The 19,664-nt window shown below is 59.4% G+C and carries 19 protein-coding genes; 14 read left to right on the forward strand and 5 right to left on the reverse strand.

All coding sequences use genetic code 11. The features are described from left to right. Window positions 1–72: 72 nt before the first annotated feature. The 8 genes from IP81_RS10215 to IP81_RS10250 all read left to right on the forward strand — a co-directional run bounded on the left by IP81_RS10215 (window position 73) and on the right by IP81_RS10250 (window position 6,640). Window positions 73–495, forward strand: a complete 423-nt coding sequence (locus IP81_RS10215; RefSeq protein ID WP_054107900.1) for a Fur family transcriptional regulator — start codon at window positions 73–75, stop codon at window positions 493–495. Beyond that, complete coding sequence (locus IP81_RS10220) at window positions 479–1,252, forward strand: lysophospholipid acyltransferase family protein (protein WP_231626393.1); 774 nt, start codon at window positions 479–481, stop codon at window positions 1,250–1,252. The genes IP81_RS10215 and IP81_RS10220 overlap by 17 nt, the downstream gene beginning before the upstream one ends. A gap of 33 nt (window positions 1,253–1,285) precedes the next feature. Beyond that, window positions 1,286–2,605: a tRNA (N6-isopentenyl adenosine(37)-C2)-methylthiotransferase MiaB gene (gene miaB / locus IP81_RS10225; RefSeq protein WP_054107965.1), complete on the forward strand. Its 1,320-nt coding sequence runs from the start codon at window positions 1,286–1,288 to the stop codon at window positions 2,603–2,605. A gap of 164 nt (window positions 2,606–2,769) precedes the next feature. Further along, complete coding sequence (locus tag IP81_RS10230) at window positions 2,770–3,807, forward strand: PhoH family protein (protein WP_054107901.1); 1,038 nt, start codon at window positions 2,770–2,772, stop codon at window positions 3,805–3,807. 76 nt (window positions 3,808–3,883) lie between these two features. After that, the gene (ybeY, locus tag IP81_RS10235; protein ID WP_054107902.1) at window positions 3,884–4,387 is read left to right on the forward strand and encodes an rRNA maturation RNase YbeY; all 504 of its coding nucleotides are present in this window, start codon (window positions 3,884–3,886) and stop codon (window positions 4,385–4,387) included. 19 nt (window positions 4,388–4,406) lie between these two features. Then, a complete protein-coding gene (locus IP81_RS10240; protein WP_054107903.1) occupies window positions 4,407–5,348 on the forward strand; it encodes a hemolysin family protein in 942 nt (313 codons plus the stop codon). A gap of 9 nt (window positions 5,349–5,357) precedes the next feature. Next, window positions 5,358–6,239 carry a LysR substrate-binding domain-containing protein gene (locus IP81_RS10245; protein WP_054107904.1) on the forward strand — a complete coding sequence of 294 codons (882 nt, stop codon included), beginning with the start codon at window positions 5,358–5,360 and terminating at the stop codon, window positions 6,237–6,239. Next, window positions 6,236–6,640 (forward strand): hypothetical protein, encoded by a 405-nt coding sequence (locus IP81_RS10250; RefSeq protein WP_054107905.1) that lies wholly within the window; start codon window positions 6,236–6,238, stop codon window positions 6,638–6,640. The genes IP81_RS10245 and IP81_RS10250 overlap by 4 nt, the downstream gene beginning before the upstream one ends. Before the next feature lies 1 nt (window position 6,641). On the opposite strand, the gene IP81_RS10255 is transcribed toward IP81_RS10250, so the two are convergent. After that, a complete protein-coding gene (locus IP81_RS10255) occupies window positions 6,642–7,421 on the reverse strand; it encodes an inositol monophosphatase family protein (protein ID WP_054107906.1) in 780 nt (259 codons plus the stop codon). Window positions 7,422–7,572: 151 nt separating this feature from the next. Here IP81_RS10255 and IP81_RS10260 point away from each other — a divergent pair, with 151 nt between their 5' ends. Beyond that, window positions 7,573–8,517, forward strand: coding sequence for a helix-turn-helix transcriptional regulator (locus IP81_RS10260; protein ID WP_054107907.1), 945 nt, complete (start codon window positions 7,573–7,575; stop codon window positions 8,515–8,517). Window positions 8,518–8,563: 46 nt separating this feature from the next. Next, window positions 8,564–8,917 carry a hypothetical protein gene (locus IP81_RS10265; RefSeq protein WP_054107908.1) on the forward strand — a complete coding sequence of 118 codons (354 nt, stop codon included), beginning with the start codon at window positions 8,564–8,566 and terminating at the stop codon, window positions 8,915–8,917. Between the two features lie 7 nt (window positions 8,918–8,924). Here the strand turns inward: IP81_RS10265 and IP81_RS10270 are convergent, their stop codons facing one another. Further along, entirely contained in the window at window positions 8,925–9,860 is a 936-nt protein-coding gene (locus IP81_RS10270; protein WP_054107909.1) for a ribose-phosphate pyrophosphokinase, read from the reverse strand. A 101-nt stretch (window positions 9,861–9,961) separates the two neighbouring features. On the opposite strand from IP81_RS10270, the gene IP81_RS10275 reads away from it, so the two are divergent. The 3 genes from IP81_RS10275 to gltX all read left to right on the forward strand — a co-directional run bounded on the left by IP81_RS10275 (window position 9,962) and on the right by gltX (window position 13,496). Then, window positions 9,962–11,629, forward strand: a complete 1,668-nt coding sequence (locus IP81_RS10275) for an NAD+ synthase (protein WP_054107910.1) — start codon at window positions 9,962–9,964, stop codon at window positions 11,627–11,629. Between the two features lie 77 nt (window positions 11,630–11,706). Next, a complete protein-coding gene (locus IP81_RS10280; RefSeq protein WP_054107911.1) occupies window positions 11,707–12,141 on the forward strand; it encodes a hypothetical protein in 435 nt (144 codons plus the stop codon). Between the two features lie 26 nt (window positions 12,142–12,167). Next, complete coding sequence (gene gltX / locus IP81_RS10285) at window positions 12,168–13,496, forward strand: glutamate--tRNA ligase (RefSeq protein WP_054107912.1); 1,329 nt, start codon at window positions 12,168–12,170, stop codon at window positions 13,494–13,496. Window position 13,497: 1 nt separating this feature from the next. Here the strand turns inward: gltX and glmS are convergent, their stop codons facing one another. Next, complete coding sequence (glmS, locus tag IP81_RS10290) at window positions 13,498–15,321, reverse strand: glutamine--fructose-6-phosphate transaminase (isomerizing) (RefSeq protein ID WP_054107913.1); 1,824 nt, start codon at window positions 15,319–15,321, stop codon at window positions 13,498–13,500. A 126-nt stretch (window positions 15,322–15,447) separates the two neighbouring features. Continuing rightward, window positions 15,448–16,158 (reverse strand): class I SAM-dependent methyltransferase, encoded by a 711-nt coding sequence (locus IP81_RS10295; RefSeq protein WP_054107914.1) that lies wholly within the window; start codon window positions 16,156–16,158, stop codon window positions 15,448–15,450. A gap of 467 nt (window positions 16,159–16,625) precedes the next feature. On the opposite strand from IP81_RS10295, the gene IP81_RS10300 reads away from it, so the two are divergent. Further along, entirely contained in the window at window positions 16,626–17,798 is a 1,173-nt protein-coding gene (locus tag IP81_RS10300) for a hypothetical protein (protein ID WP_054107915.1), read from the forward strand. A gap of 468 nt (window positions 17,799–18,266) precedes the next feature. Here the strand turns inward: IP81_RS10300 and glmU are convergent, their stop codons facing one another. After that, window positions 18,267–19,631: a bifunctional UDP-N-acetylglucosamine diphosphorylase/glucosamine-1-phosphate N-acetyltransferase GlmU gene (glmU, locus tag IP81_RS10305; RefSeq protein ID WP_054107916.1), complete on the reverse strand. Its 1,365-nt coding sequence runs from the start codon at window positions 19,629–19,631 to the stop codon at window positions 18,267–18,269. Between the last annotated feature and the right edge of the window lie 33 nt (window positions 19,632–19,664).

Genomic DNA, 19,664 nt, shown 5'->3' on the forward strand with positions numbered 1-19,664 from the left:
AAAAATCGGCCCGCCGCTCTATAGAACGGCGGGTCTATTTCTTTTTGCCGCTTTCATTGTGACGGAACCCCAGTGCACCAGGCCATCGACATCGAAGCCCTTTGCGCAGAACGTGGACTGCGAATCACCGATCAGCGCCGCACAATTGCGCGCGTTCTTTCTGACAGTGATGATCACCCAGACGTTGAAAAACTGCATGAACGTGCATCGTCGATTGATTCCCGGATCTCGATTGCCACCGTTTACCGCACCGTCCGCTTGTTTGAAGAAGCCGGCATTCTGGATCGTCATGATTTCGGCGATGGCCGTGCGCGTTATGAAGCAACGCCCGAAGCGCATCACGATCATCTGATTGATGTTGAAACCGGCAAGGTCATCGAATTTGTCGACCCCGAACTTGAACAGTTACAACGCCAGATTGCCGAAAAACTGGGCTATCGTCTAGTTGATCACCGCATGGAGCTATATGGCGTGAAACTTGACCGCGACGGTTGAAGCCGCCCGCAGCGCCAGCCTTTCAGGGGCAGGCCGTGTGCGCATCGGGCTGCGTTTGGCGGCTATGGTCCTGTGGCTCCTTGTCTGCGCTCCCCTTTATTACGCCTCGCGCATGGCGCGGCTACCCAATCCATGGCCTCGGCTGTTTCTGGGCGGAATCGCAAGCATTGCAGGCGCCAAGGTTACAGTAGAAGGCACGCGTTCGAATAAAGGCGCATTCCTTTTGGCCAACCATGTCAGTTGGCTTGATATTCCCGTGATTGCAGGCGCGACGGGTACGGCGTTTGTGGCGCACTCTGGCTTGGCGGATCATGGCCTGCTCAAATGGCTGTGCCAGATGAATGACACAGTATTCGTTGCACGCCACGATCGCCGCTCTGTCCACACACAAGTGCAACATGTGCGTGCGGCGTTGACGGATACGGGCGCGCTCACTGTATTCCCGGAAGGTACGACGAACGATGGTAGCGGCCTGCTGCCGTTCAAGTCATCACTGCTTTCCGCGCTCGATCCGCCACCTGCCGGCATAGAAATTCAACCAATCTGGCTGGATTATGGCCCTGACGTTGCAGAGATGGCATGGGTGGGAGAAGAACACGGTCTTGATAACTTCTTGAAGATCCTTGCCCGCCACCGCCGCCAACCGGTGACCGTGCATTTCCTGGCTCCATTGACGACAGACGAAACCACCAATCGCAAAGCAATGGCCATCGCCGCCCGCGAACGCATCCTTGCAGCCATGGCGCGCAAACGGTAGCCAAACGCCCGCAAATCGCCTATGCGCGCGGCTATGTCTGCACCCACTGCCCCCAAGACCTTCCACGTCAAAAGCTTCGGCTGCCAAATGAACGTCTATGACGGCGAGCGTATGGCCGAACTGCTGGGGGCGCAGGGCATGACGTCTGTCGGCAAAGGGGAGGATGCAGACCTTGTCGTGCTGAACACCTGCCACATCCGCGAACGGGCGACGGAAAAAGTCTATTCCGATATTGGCCGCCTGCGCCGCGATGACGGTTCGGCCCCGATCATTGCCGTGGCCGGATGCGTTGCACAGGCCGAGGGCGATGAAATCATGGCCCGCGCGCCCAGCGTGAAAGTGGTCGTCGGCCCGCAATCCTATCATCACTTGCCCGAAATGGTCGCCCGCGCAGCCGCAGGTGGCCGCGCAACCGAGACGGACATGCCCGCCGAGGCCAAGTTTGCCGCCCTGCCCAAGCGGCGCAAATCTGGCCCGTCCGCCTTTCTGACGGTACAGGAAGGCTGCGACAAGTTCTGCACCTATTGCGTGGTGCCCTATACGCGGGGCGCAGAAATTTCGCGTCCGTTCAACGATCTGGTGGAAGAAGCCAAGCTGCTTGTGGCTGGTGGTGCGCGCGAGATTACTTTGCTGGGCCAGAACGTGAATGCGTGGGGCTCGGAAGATGAAAAGGGCCGCAAGGTCGGCCTTGATGGCCTGATCCGCACGCTCGCCGATGATCCTGATCTTCAGCGTATCCGCTATACCACCAGCCATCCCAATGACATGACCGACGGACTGATCGCCGCGCATGGCGAAATCGACAAGTTGATGCCGTTTCTGCACTTGCCGGTGCAAGCAGGCAGTGACCGCGTTTTGAAAGCCATGAACCGCAGTCATACGGTGGAAAGCTATCTCAAGTTGCTCGACCGCGTGCGTGAAGCCCGCCCCGACATCGCGATATCGGGCGACTTTATTGTTGGCTTCCCCGGAGAAACAAACTCCGAATTCGAGGAAACTCTGCACGTAATAGATGCTGTAGGCTATGCCCAAGCCTTTAGCTTCAAGTATTCGCCCCGCCCCGGCACACCGGCGGCCACGATGCCCGATCACGTCTCGCCTGAAGAAATGGACGAGCGTTTACAGCGCCTTCAGGCAGGGCTGCAACGCAACTCGCTGGCATTCAACCAAAGCAGCGTCGGGCGGCGGTGCAGCGTGATGGTGGAGCGAAAGGGTCGCCAGCCGGGCCAGTGGCTGGGCAAATCGCCCTGGCTGCAATCGGTACACTTCATCGGTGACTTCGCCATCGGCGATCTGGTGGATGTTGAACTGATCGAAGCAGGGCCAAACTCGCTATCGGGGCGTGTGCTCTAAATCCCGGCTTCTAAATCCCGGCTTCTAAATCCCGGCTTCTAAATCCCGGCTTCTAAATCTCTGTGGAATAAACGCGCACAAACGCGATTTCCCTTTTCGCTGCCTTGCGCGTGTCACATCCGAGCTTATTCTCGTGTTCAGGCCCCTTACCCTGAAAGGAGAGCATGGCCCGTAAATTCTCTCGCGCCTCTGATGAAGCGCATCATCGCCCGGATCACTCCAGGCCAGATCAACATCGACGAGCCCGCGTCGAAGTTGAATTCGATGAGCAGACAGTGCTTGGCGCGTTGTTTGGCCAGTTCGATACCAATCTCGTGCTGATAGAAAACCGGCTGGGAGTTTACATTTCGGCGCGCGGCAACCGCGTGCTGATTGAAGGACCGGATGATCCGGTGGCACGCGCGCGCGACGTGCTCAAAGGCATGCACCAGCGGCTGCTTTCGGGGCAGGAACTGGATGGCGGCGCGGTTGAATCGCTGATCGCGATGTCGTCTGAGCCAACGCTGGAAGGTATCATCAGCGGCATGCCCGGTGGTCCGCCAGCGATCATGATCCGCACGCGCAAGAAGACGATTGTTCCGCGCAGCCCGACGCAAATCGAATATATGAAGGCGCTGATCAGCAATGACGTGATCTTCGCACTTGGCCCCGCAGGCACCGGCAAGACCTATGTTGCGGTGGCGCAAGCCGTGGCGCAATTGATGTCGGGTTCGGTCCAGCGTTTGATCCTGTCGCGCCCTGCGGTGGAAGCCGGTGAAAAGATTGGTTTCTTGCCGGGCGACATGAAGGAGAAGGTCGATCCTTATCTTCGCCCGCTTTATGATGCGCTGTATGATTGCATGCCGCCCGAACAGGTGGAGCGCCGGATTGCCAGCGGTGAAATCGAGATTGCGCCGATTGCGTTCATGCGCGGGCGCACGCTGGCCGATGCTTTCGTGATCCTTGATGAGGCGCAGAACACCACTCCTGCGCAGATGAAGATGTTTCTCACCCGCTTTGGCCAGAACAGCCGCATGGTTGTTTGCGGTGACCCCAAGCAGACTGACTTGCCCGGCGGCGTTGGTGCCAGCGGGCTGAACGATGCCGTCCAGCGGCTTGAAGGCGTTGAGGGGATTGCGACAGTGCGCTTCAACATTGCCGATGTGGTGCGCCATCCTATCGTGGGGCGGATTGTTGAAGCCTATGAAGGGAAGGATGCGTGAGGGGCGGTCTTGGTTGCGCTGCGCTTGTGTGCCACCACCCCCAAGCCCCCTCCTCTGAAGAGGATGGGGCTTTGCTATGACCGCACCTACTCTTGAGATCGATATCGACCCGGTTTGGGGCGACGATGTCGATTGGGAAGCGCTGGCCAATCGCGCGGCGGAGGCAACAGCCAAGATCGTCCCAGAAATTGCGCATGAAAACTTGCTCGTAAGCCTTGTCATGGCTGATGACGAGGAGGTTCATGCGCTGAATAAGCAGTGGCGGGCCAAGGACAAGCCGACCAATGTCCTGTCCTTTCCAATGCTGTCGCGTGATGAGGTGCTGGTGGCTGCTGCCAGTCAGAACGCACCTGGAATGCTGGGTGATATGATCCTTGCGCACGGCGTTTGCGCGCGTGAAGCTGAAGAAAAGGGCGTGTCGGTTGAGACCCACGCTACCCACCTTGTGGTGCACGGGCTGCTCCATCTGGCAGGCTATGACCACGAGCTTGGCGAGGCCGAAGCCGAAAAAATGGAAGATTTGGAGCGGAAGTCGCTTGCGCTAATGGGCATCGCCGACCCATATGCGGTCGAAGATTGATAACAGGGAGTAACAAATAGTGCCCGAGGGCAATGACTCAGACGGTTCAGACCGATCTGGAGACGCAGACAGTAGCAGCCGCCCGCTTTGGCGCGCGATCAAGGTCTTCTTTCGCGGGCCGGACTCTGACCAGTCGCTACGCGCACAGATTGAAGAGGCTATCGACGAACATGAGGGCGAAACGCGCTCGGCCAGCACCGGCAAGGGCGATCTTGTGCCGCTTGAGCGGCAAATGTTGCGCAATCTCCTCCACTTCAGCGAACATGATGCCGATGACGTAGCGATCCCGCGCGGCGAGATTGTCGCTGTACCCGCGTCCGCTTCATTCGAAGAACTGGTCGCCGCTTTTGCCGAACATGGCCACAGCCGCATGCCGGTCTACGGTGAATCGCTCGATGAAATCATCGGGATGATTCACGTGAAGGACGTGTTCGTGATCGTGGCGGGCATGTTGCTATCGAACAAGGCTCCGCCCAAGGACTGGACCAGCCTGATGCGCCAGCCGTTGTTTGTGCCCCAAGCGCGCGGCGCACTTGACGTATTGGCAGATATGCGCAGCCGCCGTACGCATTTGGCCGTAGTAATCGACGAGTATTCGGGAACCGATGGCATCATAACCATCGAGGATCTGGTTGAAGAGATCATCGGTGAAATTGAAGACGAACATGACGATGCGCCGCAAGAATTGATCCGCCGTATTGATCCTGACACATGGGACGCTGATGCGCGTGCCGAACTGGATGACGTAGGGGAAATGATCGACCCAAGACTTGCAGAAGTTGAGGAAGATGTGGATACGCTGGGCGGATTGGCCGTGGTCTTGGCTGGAGAAGTGCCGCCTGTCGGGCGGGTGCTTGAACATGCCAGCGGCTGGCGACTTGAAGTGACAGGCGGCGACGAACGCCGCCTGACCCGCCTCAGGTTACATGCACCGCAAACTGAAACTGTTGATGACGAATAGGACGAACCGATGATCCGCCGCCTGCCCCCGCTGCGTTCGCTTGAGGCGTTTATTCGCGTCGTGCGGGCCGGCTCGGCCAAAACGGCTGCTGCGGAATTGGCGCTCAGCCCTTCGGCATTGTCACGGCGATTGGGCGCGCTGGAAGAGTTTGTCGGAAAACCGCTATTCGAGCGCAAGCATCAGGCACTGAAGCTGACCGAGGAAGGCCAGCAGCTTTATGATGCGGTGGCACCGTTGATCGATGAGATGGCCGACCGGGTGGATCGCTTGATCGATACCGGCAAGGTCATGCGGTTGCGTTTGGGTGTGCTGCCGCTGTTTGGCAGCCAGCGCCTGTTCCCGCGCCTTGGCGAATTGCGCAAACTGCATCCACAACTGCACATCGATATCGATTCAGGCCATGCGGCTGAAACCAAGCTGGGCGATACGATTGATGCGGCGATTGTCCTGTCCGAAGGGCCGGACGCATCGCTGCATTCGGTGCGGCTGGATCACAACCGGGTCCACGCGATTACGTCAGTCGCGATGGCCGAAGAGCTGGGGCCGCGCCCCGATGTGGCCAAGCTTTCCAAACAGACGTTCCTGATCCACAACGATCTGCCGATGAGCTTTGAGGCGTGGAAGAAAGCGCTGCATTTTGAGAAGCTTGAACCAGCCGCGATTGATCATTTCGATTCAGGCCAGTTGATCCTTGAAGCCGCCGCGCAAGGGCTTGGCATCGCGATCATGCATGATGATCACTATCACCGCAGCCACGATTCGCGCCTTGCGCGGCTATATGACATCGATGTCGACAGCCCCTATTCGTACTGGTTCGTCTGCCGCCCGCGCGCGCTGCAATCGCGGCCAGTGCGGCTATTCCATGACTGGATGCTGAAGGCGGGGCTGTGACCCTACCCGGCCGCCGCCGTGTGACGGCGGTAAAAATCTACTGCCCCGTCTCATCACAAACGCTCGACGCAATGCTTGGCGGTGATGCCTCTGCGCTGGAGCGTGATGCCACTGCGGCTGCGCTTTTGGCGGTGATCCGGTCAGATAACGCCTTGGGGGACTTTGGCCTTTATCAGGGCATCGTTGAAATCGGAATCGGGTGGGAAAGCTTTACCCCCTCACCCGAAGCTGCACCCACGCTTGGCACCGCAGGCCAAGCCGCATTATCGCCCACGGTGATCCTAACCACCTATGCGCCCGCCGAGGACGACATCGAGAAGGCGCTTGCCGGTTTGATGGCAGCGCATCCGTGGGAAGTGCCGGTGATCGAACTGACGCAGGTCGAGTTGCTGATCCGCTGAATCAATGGAGGCAAGCCAACGCCTCGACCACGTCATCCAGCCGCGCGGGATCGCCAAGAGCGAGGACGTGGCCATCGGAGCCTGCGTGGAGCGGATCGCCGTTCCAATCGGCCATGGTGCCGCCCGCGCCTTCGACGATAGGTACGAGCGCGGCCCAATCGTGGAGTTTCAGCCCCGCTTCGCACACCACATCAAGCTGACCGGTGGCGAGCATGGCGTAGTTGTAGCAATCGCCGCCCATGACCATGCGTTTGTGATCGGTCTTGGCGGCAAGGCCCATGAAATGCGCGCCATCGTGATCGTCAAAGTAGTGCGGCCCGGTGGTGGCCAACGTGGCTTCGATCAATTCGCGGCAGGGGCGCGTGCGCACAGGTTTGCCGTTGAGCGTAGTTGCCTTGCCGGTGGCACCGATCCAGCGCTCTCCGGTGATCGGCTGATCCATCACGCCCATGACAGGGAAACCTTCGACCACCAGCGCGATCAGCGTGCCGAATATCGGACGACCGGCAAGGAAGCCCGCGGTGCCATCGATAGGATCAAGCACCCAACTGCGGCCCGATGAACCGGCGCTCGCTCCGAATTCCTCACCAATAATCGTGTCCCGCGGCACTTCAGCCGTTAAAATCCGGCGCATGGCTTCTTCGGCAGCGCGATCTGCCATTGTAACCGGCGTATCATCACCCTTGCGTTCGGCGATGACTGTGCGGAAATAGGGTTTGATTGCTGCTGCTGCCGCATCGGCAAGGCGCATGGCAAGGGCGATATCTTGATCAAGCTTCATTCCATGGTGTTCGCCTTTACAGCGCCACAGGTCAAGCCGCTGCGTGCCGGCTTAGTTAGCGCACTATCCTTTGATAGGCCGTGCAAAACCTCACAGACAACACCGCATGTGCAGCGTATTCAGAGGTCAACAATTGTTAAGGGGCGCATGAATGAGTCGCAGCAATAAGCCGGCGGTCGATCGCGCGATCGTATCGGCCAACGGGGCGACTCGTGACGGGCAGCCGATTTCGTTCAGCCGCGCACCGGCTCCTGATCTGGAGCGCTGGGTTGGCCGGTTTTATGTGACCGTGGTGGATATGCCCGAGAGCCATCGGCTCGATTGCGGTTTGTTGAGCGATTTTGCCTGCATCCGGGTGCAAACGCGCGGAAAATGGCAAGCGACCACCACAACAAGCGTAAAGCATTCTGAACGTGCGGCAATGCTGTTTGGCCCACATTCCAAACGCATGCCGGTGAGCGTGACCAACAGCTTCACCAGCGTCGGCGTTTTTTTGCGCCCCGGTGCTTGCCACGCCCTGAATGGACCGGAGGTTTCCGGTCTGACCGATGACTTGGCCACTTTCACACAGTTAAACATGCCCGAAGCGCGTTGGCTGAAACTGTTTGATCCGGATGGCACGCCAGAGGAATGGACGCTGGCCATGGAGCAGGAGATGCGCCGCCTGATCGCTGATCGCGCGGTGCGAGAGCCCGAGCCGATCTCTGCCCGCTTTGAAGCCGCTGCATTTATTGACCCCAACGTGACGGTTGCGCAACTGGCGGACGATTTCGGCGTCGAACAGCGACGGCTTGAACGTATCGTGCGGCGCGATTTCGGGATGACCCCCAAGCAAGTGCTGCGCCGCGCCCGCGCGCTCGATATGGCCAGCCACTTGCGCGGAGTGGCCGATCAGGACGAAGCCGAGGAATTGGCGCTGCGCTATTACGACCAAAGCCACCTGATCCGCGAATTTACGGCAATGTTCGGAATGAGCCCGCGCCAATTTGTTGAAAAGCCGCAGCCGCTTATCACCATCGGTCTTGAAACCCGCCAAAGCCGTCGGCTTGAAGCGATCCAGAGAATCGCGCCGGGCGGAATCAAGCCCTGGGAATAATGTCACGCCGGTTGCAAGCAGGCCTCGTGCTGCCTATCGCACCATTATGGCAAAAGCTGATCGTCTCGAACGTCTCGACAAGCGCCGCGCCGAAATGGAAGCGGATTATCTTGAAGCCCTGATCGAGGCCCTGCGCGTGACGGCGGCGGGCAAGTGGGGGCTGTTCGATCACAATGCCGACAAGATCATGCGGGCGGCCACCGCGCCGGTAATCGAAAACTTGCAGGCAATCGCCGACGATATTGCCGAGGCGCGCGAAACGCTGTTCATGGAACCGTTCACGCTGCACGAGGAGTTCCTCGCTGCACGCGGCAAACCCGGCGCGCATGCCGTGGGCGAACCCAAGCAGGCGCGGGCGTGGCTGGAGCGGTTGAGGCTGGCGGAAAAACCGCCAACCTGACCCGCTATCAATCAAACAGGCTGGAAACCGAGCTTTCATCGGCGATACGGCGCACAGCCTCACCGATCAGCGGCGCGATGGTGAGCACGCGGATGCGATCACACGATGCGGTGGCCTCGGTTGCCATGATCGTATCGGTGATAACCAGTTCTTTCAGCGCAGACCCTGCGACGCGGGCCACCGCGCCGCCCGAAAGCACGCCGTGGGTAATATAGGCTGAAACGCCGGCAGCCCCTGCATCAAGCAGCGCTTGCGCGGCATTGCACAAGGTGCCGCCCGAATCGATGATATCATCGATCAGGATGCACATGCGGCCCTTCACATCGCCGATGATGTTCATCACTTCGGACTGGCCGGGACGGTCACGCCGTTTATCCACAATGGCCAGTGGCGCGTTGTTGAGCCGCTTGGCCAGCGAACGGGCGCGGACCACACCGCCGACGTCGGGCGAGACAACCATCAGTTCTTGCGAACCGTAACGCGTCTGGATGTCTGCTGCCATGACAGGCGCGGCAAACAGGTTGTCGGTCGGGATATCGAAGAAGCCCTGAATCTGGCCTGCGTGCAGATCGACCGCCAATACGCGATCCGCGCCAGCCGTGGTGATCAGGTTCGAAACCAGCTTGGCAGAAATCGGGGTGCGCGGACCGGGCTTACGGTCTTGGCGGGCATAGCCGAAATAGGGGACCACCGCCGTAATCCGCTTGGCCGAGGCGCGGCGCAGCGCATCAATGCAGATCAACAGTTCGAGCAGATTGTCGTTTGCGGGATAGCTGGTTGATTGCACAACGAACACGTCTTCGCCGCGCACGTTTTCGTGAATTTCGACGAACACTTCCTCATCGGCAAAGCGACGCACGCTGACGTTGGTCAACGGCACTTCGAGATAAGCCGAAATGGCGCGAGCAAGCGGCAGGTTTGAGTTGCCGGTCATGATCTTCATGCGTACGATTCCCTCGAATTCGTTCCCCAAGGGGCCATTAACCCAAGATGACAGGTTTGCAACTCTTGCAGGCCATGGGGTTTGCCGCCTAGTGATCAAATATGGCCGATACGATCAAGATAACCCTCGCCCAGCTCAACCAATCGGTTGGCGACCTTGCCGCAAATGCTGCCGCGATGCTGGCAGTGCGCGAAAGCGCGCGCGATAGCGATCTGATCGTCTATCCCGAACTGCAACTGATCGGTTATCCCCCTGAAGATCTGATCATGAAGCCCGCGCTGATCGAGCGCGCGGCGGCGGAATTGCAGAAACTGGCGGAGGTGACCGCCGATGGTGGCCCCGCGATGCTGGTGGGATCGGTGTTCGTGCGCGATGGCGCGCTGCATAATGGCGTGGCGCTGCTGGAAGGGGGGCGGATTGCCGCGACTCGCTTCAAATACGAATTGCCCAATTACGGCACTTTCGATGAAAAGCGCTATTTCATGCCCGGCCCCCTGCCCGAACCGGTGCTGTTCAAAGGCGCGATGATCGGGTTGCCGATATGCGAGGACATCTGGCAGCCCGATGTTTGCCGCCATTTGGCCGAACAGGGCGCGGAAATCTTTATCTGCGTAAACGGCAGCCCTTATGAGATCGACAAGGATGTGTTGCGCATTGATGGTGTGGCCAAGCGCCGCGCGATCGATACCGGCATCCCGCTCGTCTATCTCAACCGCGTGGGCGGGCAGGACGAGATCGTGTTCGATGGCGCCAGCTTTGTCGTCGGCCCCGAAGGCGCGCTGTGGGTGCAGATGCCCGATTGGGAAGAATCGATTGTCACCACGGCCTGGACGAAATCACAATTCGGCACCGCCCACCGCTGGCGCTGTGAATCGGGCGCGGTTCACGATCTGGCCGAGCATCCCGAAGATATCTATTGCGCGATGGTACTGGCCCTGCGCGATTATGTGAACAAGAACCGCTTCCCCGGTGTGGTCTTAGGCCTTTCGGGCGGGATCGATTCGGCGATCTGCGCGGCCATCGCGGTGGATGCCTTGGGCGCAGACCGGGTGTGGTGCGTGATGCTGCCCAGCATCTATACCAGCCAGGAAAGCCTTGATGATGCAGAAGGCTGCGCCAGGATGCTGGGCGTGAAGCTGGACACCGTGCCGATCAATCCGGCGGTGCTGGGCTTTGATGAGATGCTCGCCCCCGTCTTTGCTGGCAAGCAGCCCGATACCACCGAAGAGAACATCCAGTCGCGTATTCGCGGTGTGACGCTGATGGCGCTATCCAACAAGTTTGGCCCGATGCTGGTGACCACCGGCAACAAGAGCGAGATGAGCGTCGGTTACGCCACGATCTATGGCGACATGAACGGCGGCTATAACCCGCTGAAAGACGCCTATAAAACTACTGTCTTTGCAGTTTCGCAGTGGCGCAATGGCAAGCGCCCGAAGATCGGCCTTGGCCCCGATGGCCCGGTAATGCCCGAACGCATCATCACCAAACCGCCCAGCGCCGAACTGCGCCCCGACCAGAAAGATTCGGATTCGCTGCCGCCTTATGATGTGCTGGACGCGATCCTTACCGGGCTGGTCGAGAACGAGAAGTCGGTGGACCAGATTGTGGGCGAAGGGTTTGATCGCGCCACGGTCGTACGGATCGAGCGTTTGCTGAACATCGCGGAATACAAGCGCCGCCAAGCCCCTCCCGGCGTAAAACTGGGCGCGCGCAATTATGGCCGCGACCGGCGCTATCCGATCACGCATGGTTTCCGCACGGGCTGACTTGTTGCGAATGATTCTCATTGACGGGCGCGCGGAGAGAGCCTAACTTGCGAGTCATTCGCAAGAAAGGATTCCCCATGTCTGCAAGCGGTTCTGCCACCCTGTTTCCGGCCACGGTCGAAAAGCTGGCGCGTCCCCACGATGTGCGCGGGCTTTCACTGAACGGGTTGCACATGGTCATGGCGATGCGGCTTTGTGCGCTGTTCGAACAGGCAGGGCGAGATCCCGTGGCAGACCTTGCGCGGCGCTATCGCAGTATCGAGGCGGCCTGCGCGGTGCACGGACTGGTCCGGACGATCAAACAGGTCTGGCCTGAGCCGTTCATGGTCAACCGCCCTTGCTGCCACGCGATGACGCCTGATGAGGTAACGCTTTCCACGCTGGTCCGCGCCGCGCGGTCCGCAGATCGTGAAGGCTTTGCGCAGGCGGTTGACGGCTTTGTGCGGGCAGAGCGGCATGGTGCCCTTTATGAGGCAACTGTTCACGCAGTTGCACTGCTCCCTTCCCCTTGAGCGCGGTTGGCGATAGGGCGGACGCCATGACCACGGTAACGCGCTTCGCCCCATCACCCACCGGCAAACTGCATGTCGGCAATGTCCGCACCGCCCTGCACAACTGGCTGCTGGCCAAGAAGACCGGCGGCAAGTTCCTGCTGCGGATCGACGATACCGATGCCGAGCGCAGCCGCGAGGAGCACGTCCATTCGATCCGCGCCGATCTGGCATGGCTGGGGCTGACGGTTGATGGCGAGGAGCGCCAATCGCTGCGCTTTGAAATCTATGAGCGCGAATTCCAGCGGCTGGTGGAGGCTGGCCGGATTTACCGCGCTTATGAAAGCTCGCAGGAGCTTGATCTCAAGCGCAAGGTGCTGCTGGGGCGCGGGCTGCCGCCAATCTATGACCGCGCCGCGCTGAAGCTGACCGAAGCTGACCATGCGGCAAAGGCGGCGGCGGGCGAGAAGCCGCATTGGCGTTTCCTGCTTGACCATGACCAGCCGATCACGTGGGACGATGGCATTCGCGGGGTGCAGAACTTCGATGCGCGCCAGATGTCCGATCCCGTCATCCGCCGCGCCGATGGATCGTGGCTCTATATGCTGCCATCGGCGATTGACGATATCGCGATGGGCGTGACCGATGTTTTGCGCGGGGAAGACCATGTTTCGAACACCGCGACGCAGCTTCAGATGTTCACCGCTTTGGGTGCAACGCCGCCGCGCTTTGCGCATGAGGCGCTGCTGACGGGGAGCGAGGGCAAGCTTTCCAAGCGGCTGGGCGCGCTGGGCATGGCGGATTTCCGCGAACAGGGGATCGAACCCGAAGCCATCGTGACGCTGCTGGCGCGGCTGGGCACGTCCGATCCGGTGGACCCGGCGCTTGATGTGGATGCGCTGGCCGCCAGTTTTGACCTGTCGCGCTTTGGGCGTGCGCCCGCGCGGTTTGATGAGGCGGACCTGCATCGCGTGAATGCGCAGATCGTGCACCGCCTGCCCTACGCCCGCGTGGCGCATTTGCTGCCCGAGGGCATGGGCGAAGTGGCGTGGGAGGTGATCCGCCCCAACCTTGCCCATATCGATGAGGCCAAGGGCTGGTGGCAGGTGGTAACGGGGCCGGTTACCGCGCCCGCGTTTGACGATGAGACGCGCGCATTTCTGGATCAGGCAGCCGCGCTGGCCGCGACGCTTGATTGGGCCAGCGATCCGTGGCGCGCGCTGACATCGGCGTTGAAGGACAGCACGGGACGCAAGGGCAAGGCGCTGTTTCTGCCGCTGCGCCAGGCACTTACCGGACAGGACCACGGCCCTGAAATGGCGGCGCTGCTTCCCCTGATTGCGCAGGATGAAGCGGTGCGCCGCCTTTCGGCCTGAGTTACTCGACCGTCACCGACTTGGCCAGATTGCGCGGCTGATCGACGTCGGTGCCTTTGGCGACGGCGACGTGATAGGCGAGCAATTGCACCGGCACGGCATAGACCAGCGGCGCGATCAGCGGGTGGACTTTGGGCATTTCGATGGTGGCAAGGCACCCCTCACCCGCCTCGGCAATGCCCTCTGCGTCGGAAATCAGCACAACCTTGCCGCCGCGTGCGCGCACTTCCTGCATGTTCGAAACGGTCTTTTCAAACAGCGGGCCTGACGGGGCGAGGACGATCACCGGAACCTGATCATCGATCAGGGCGATGGGGCCGTGCTTCATCTCGCCGCTGGCATAGCCTTCGGCGTGGATATAGCTGATTTCCTTGAGCTTTAGCGCGCCTTCCAGCGCCAGCGGATAATCCGCCCCGCGCCCGAGATAGAGCACATCGCGCGCAGGCACGATCAGGTGCGCCATCGCGGCGATCTCGTCATCATGCGCCAGCGCAGCGTTCAAGGCGGATGGCACTTCGATCAGATGTTCGACGATTTCTGCTTCTTCCGCGCGGTTCATCCGCCCGCGCTTTACCGCAAGGTGCGCGGCCAAGGCGGCGAGAACCGCAAGCTGGCAGGTGAACGCCTTGGTAGAGGCAACGCCGATTTCGGGGCCGGCGTGGGTGGGCAGCAGCAGGTCTGCCTCGCGCGCCATCGTGCTGGTGGGCACATTGACGACGACCGCGATGGTCTGGCCCGCCGCCTTGCAGTGGCGCAGCGCGGCCAAAGTATCCGCCGTTTCGCCACTTTGCGAGATGAACAGCGAGAGGCCGCCGTCTTCGAGCACTGGATCGCGATAGCGGAATTCGGAGGCCACATCGATATCGACGGGAAGCCTTGCGAATTGTTCGAACCAGTATTTGGCAACCATCGCGGCATAGAAACTGGTGCCGCAAGCGACGATGGTGACGCGGTTGATCTTGGCCAGATCGAAATCAATCTGCGGCAGCGCGACCGTCTGTTCCACGCGGCGCAAATAGCTGCGCAGGGTTTGCGCGACGACCACCGGCTGTTCGAAGATTTCCTTCTGCATGAAGTGGCGGTAATTGCCCTTTTCGATGGCAGCCGCCGTGGCGCCCGAGGCGACAATCGGGCGCTCGACAACCGCATTACCGGCATCGAAAATCTGCGCGCCATCGCGGGTGATGACCACCCAATCGCCCTCTTCAAGATAGGTGATCTTCTGCGTGAGCGGCGCGAGCGCCAGCGCATCGGAGCCGAGATAAGTCTCGCCATCGCCATAGCCCACGACCAGAGGCGAGCCGAGGCGCGCGCCGATCAGCATATCGTCATGCGTGCGGAACGCGATGGCCAGCGCAAACGCGCCTCGCAATTGCGGCAGCACGGCCTTGACCGCATCTTGCGGAGAAAGGCCCGCTTCGACCTGTTCGGAAACGAGGTGCGCGACGACTTCGGTATCAGTCTCGCTTTCAAACGTGCGGCCGCGCGCGGTCAGCGCTTCACGCAAGGGTTTGAAGTTTTCGATGATGCCGTTGTGGACCAGCGCGACCTGTTCCGTCGCATGCGGGTGCGCGTTGCTGGTGGTGGGTGCACCGTGCGTAGCCCAGCGGGTGTGCGCAATGCCGATCAGGCCTTGGGCCGGATGGCGCGCCAGTTCGATCACCAAATTGTTGAGCTTGCCCTCGGCCCTGCGGCGCACCAGTTGCCCACCTTCGACCAGGCAGACGCCCGCGCTGTCATAACCGCGATATTCCATGCGGCGCAGGCCATCGACCAGCCGGTCAGCGACCTGTTCCTTGCCAACAATTCCGATAATTCCGCACATGGTTTATGCTTGATCCTGTCACTTCGCTTGGCAGCGCTATCGCACAAATAGGTTGGGAATGTCTTTCCAATCTTTGGGATTGACCACTCTTGTGCTGCGGGAAAGTTTGCAGCTTATTCTTCGCGCCTAAACCGCGATCACAAACGTCACTTTGCTCATCGGTTTGACCGTGTTGTGGCGGACATCTGTGGAGAGCACGGTCAATCCGTGGCCCCGGAACCATGCCTGCCATTGGCGCACGGTCTTGAAGGTCAGCGGCATGGGCATCGAGACGATGGCCATTTTGCCGATGGCCTTATAGGCGCGGATGCTGCCCATCAGGATGTTGGAATAAAAATCGTTCCACACCACGAACGCCCATTGCCACGGGCTGAAATAGGTATCTTCGAAAATGATGATGCGTTTGCGGCACACGCGCTTCAATTCGGCCATCGCGCGGTCCTGATCGACGATGTGGTGCAGCACGAAAGCGGCCATGCCGATATCCACGCTTTTATCGGGCAGCGGTATGCGATCCCCATCAAACATCAGCACTTCAACATCATCATCGGTATAATCGATGATATCGATCCCGATGATGTCCACATCATGGACGCTGGCGACGTTCTTGAGAAAATCCCCCCGCCCCGCGCCGAAATCGAGCACTTTTTCGCCCGCGCCGACATAGGCCTGCATCGCGCGCAGCCGCGCCGCGATTTCCTTGGCGCGGTTGCGCTGCTGCAGATCGTTCACCAACCCGCGCGGCATCAGCATATAGCCGACCAGCGTGAGGATCATCAGCGGAAAGTAAATCAGGCTCAGCGGCAGTCCGATCAGGAAGCGGACACGATCAGACATCGACGGCTGGTACACGCATTTCCCCTAGACGATCGCGAACCCGCCTGCGGCCCCACGCGATACGCCGCATATAAAGCGCGGGGGGAGATGACAAGGTGGCTGTGGGTCTGGGGGTGGGGGTGGGGTTTGGGGAATTTAGGGGTTTTCGCACCTGTCACCGTAATTCCTGTCACCGTAATTCCCAACCTGTCACCGTAATTCCCAGTCGTGTCACACGACCATTCGTCGTCAGTCAGAGCAGCCTACAGCTGCGATGAGATGAATGCTCCCGTGCACCAAGGCTACCTCACGCATCAGGTCAGCAAGGACGTGTTGGCTGGAACGCAGTCGTGAATGGTCGTGTGACACGACTGATCTTTGATTGATTAAACCATTATGCTATGCACCAATCAGAAACGATCGTTGATTATACGGGAAGATAATCATATTGACTGGTTAAAATTCTTGGGCTGGGAGTTGGGAACCAAATGGAATTCAGCAAGGAGTTTGGGCAGTTTTTCATTCTGGGGGACTGCATCCAAAGGGCACAGCCTTTTAAGAGCTACCAGCTCAAGCATGACATTCTGTCTATGAAGATCATTGGTCACGAGGCAGCAAAAGGTGCCATCGCTGCCGTTCCGGGCAAGGACGGACTTTCAAGAGCTGCCGCCGGCGCAGTTTTAGGGTTCTTGGTTGCAGGGCCTGTGGGAACAGCAGTCGGTGCAAGCGCAGGTGTGGGCGCACCAAAGGGACAGCCGGGGCGGAATGCGACGGAAGAGACATTTACCCTTTTGGTTGAATTCCTAAAAGAAAACCCAAAAATACAGACGGCAACGGTTTCACGTGATGAGCTCTCTCAGCTTTCACCATACCTATCCGCAGCGAAAAAAATAGAAAACGAGACTACCCGGCGCCAAGAGGCACTGGAGGGCGAAAAACGAGAAGCTGAGCGGAAAAAGCGTGATGAAGACCAGCGATCAGCATATCTCAAAAGTCAGTATGTAAAAGATGAAGATGATTTCGAGTTTAAAAAAGATGTGGCGAGAATGGTGTTAGCCCATTCACTTGACCAAAACGCTGGCATAGAAAATGAAAAGGTCCAGTTCAGAAAAAAATTTACACATCTTTTGTCGCTAGATGTCCAAATTTCTGATAGTGATTTGAGCAATGCCTTGTCCTCGTTAAGGGCCACAGCCGCTTTACAAAGAAAGACTGCGCTCAGAGATCGATTTATTCACCATATCGATCATATGAGCCCAGAATTTATTAAAAAAATTCATAAAACTGCGTTTTCGACGATGTGCAATTCTAGAAAAAATAACGGTTTTTTGAAGAACTTTGGTATTACCATTGTGGTTGTAGTGGGTGCTCTGGGCCTATTGCTTGCAATGCCAACAAATAAATCAACTGTTGATACAGGGCAAGTGGCAGCTTCCGATAAGGTCGGATCTGAGGGGGTGACCTCGAAGGATATTGAGCGAGGCAACTCTGGTGCGCCTGCTCTATCAAGTCCTGCTGATCAACCTGCTGCTGGCAGTGGTGTGACATATGACGGCACAAGCAGCGACAGGCAAAAATTTGTCGATGATTATGTCGAAAAAGAAATGGAAAAGGCTGATGCATTCTGCGCTAGGAACCCCGACTACGAAAGCTGCTGGTAGGTAGCATCTGCCATGAACTCTAACGTCGGACCACGACGAACGCCACTACAGCCACCTCACGCCCCGGCTCAGCAAGGACGTGCTGGCTGGGACGCGGTCGTGAATGGTCGTGTGACACGACTGATTGTGGTCAAGGTGAGAGTGCGGATTGCATCGCCCCTGTCCCCTTCGTATGCTGAGGGAATTACGGTGACAGGCACGAAAACCCCTGAATTGCCAATAACCAAAGCCCTCATATAGCGTGTTGCCCCTATAGTTGCGCTGCTCTCCCGCTTCGTCATTCCCGCGAAGGCGGGAATCCAGGCTGGCGTTGTGCGCTGGATTCCCGCCTTCGCGGGAATGACGAGAGCGGGGTTGGGAATGGCGAGAGTGGGGTTGGCAATGATGAACGTAGGGCTGGAGATTGAGAAGGTCAGTGAGCGGGATCACCGCCCTTCCCGCTCCTCCTGAGCCTATCGAAGCGCCCCCTCACCCCTTCTTCTTCTTCATCGCATCATGGAACTGGTCGGCCCAGCCCGGCTTGATCAGTTGCTCTGCCCGCACCATCCGCAATTCGCCGTCGGCCACATCGCGCGAGACGGCGCTGCCTGCGGCGACGATGGCGTCTGCGCCGATCTTTACCGGCGCGATCAGGGCGGAGTTCGAGCCGATGAAGGCGCGTTCGCCGATGACGGTTTTGTGTTTGAAATAGCCGTCATAATTGCAGGTGATTGTGCCTGCGCCGATATTGGCCCCTGCCCCCACGGTGGCATCGCCAAGGTAGGTGAGGTGATTGGCCTTTGCGCCTTTGTGCATCGTGGTGTTTTTCACCTCGACGAAATTGCCGATCTTCACCTTTTCCCCCAGCACCGCACCGGGGCGCAGGCGGGCATAGGGGCCGATGTGGACGCCCTGCGCAAGGGTTGCGCCCTCCAAGTGGCTGAAGGCGTGGATCGTCACGTGATCAGCCACATTGACGCCGGGGCCGAAGAACACGTTGGGTTCGATCAGGACATCGCGGCCTAGCTGCGTGTCCCATGCGAACCACACTGTTTCGGGCGCGATCAGGGTGGCGCCATCGGCCATCGCCTGCGCGCGGCGGCGCTGTTGCCAACGGCCTTCGGCATCGGCCAGTTCGGCGCGGCTGTTAATGCCCGCCACTTCATCGGCATCGGCAGTGACGACAACCGCGCAAGTGCGGCCATCCGCAATCGCGATGTTGACCACATCGGGCAGATAGTATTCGCCCGCCGCGTTATCATTGCCGACGCGCGCGAGCAGGCCGAACAGATCGGCGCTACGCACCGCCATCAGCCCTGAATTGCAGATGCGGCAGGCGCGCTCGGCCTCGGTTGCGTCCTTGTGCTCCACCATCTTGACGATGCGGCCATCGGCATCGGCGATGATGCGGCCATATTGCAGCGGATCGGCAGGGGCAAAGCCGAGCACGACGGCGGCGGGATTATCGCCCGCGTGCAGCCGTTCGAGCATGGCTTGCATCGTGGCAGCACTGACGAAGGGGACATCGCCATAGAGCACCAGCACATCGCCATCAAAGCCCGCCAGCGCTGCCTCTGCCTGTTGCACGGCGTGGGCGGTGCCAAGCTGCGGGTCTTGCACCGCGATGGTGGCGGTTGTCCCCAGCGCCTTTTCCAACTGGTCACGCCCGTGGCCTGCGATCACCACTTGGCGTGCGGGGGAAAGCTGCGCGGCGCTGGCCATCAGGTGCATCAGCATGGGGCGGCCCGCGATGGGGTGGAGGACCTTGTGCAGGTCGCTCTTCATGCGGGTGCCTTTTCCGGCGGCGAGGATGATGGTGGCGACGGGGGCTGTGGCGGGGGCGTTTTCAGTCATGCAGATACCTTTGCCAGACAAATCTTGCGCTTT

The organism is Novosphingobium sp. AAP83, from assembly GCF_001295795.1.
Lineage (GTDB): Bacteria > Pseudomonadota > Alphaproteobacteria > Sphingomonadales > Sphingomonadaceae > Novosphingobium.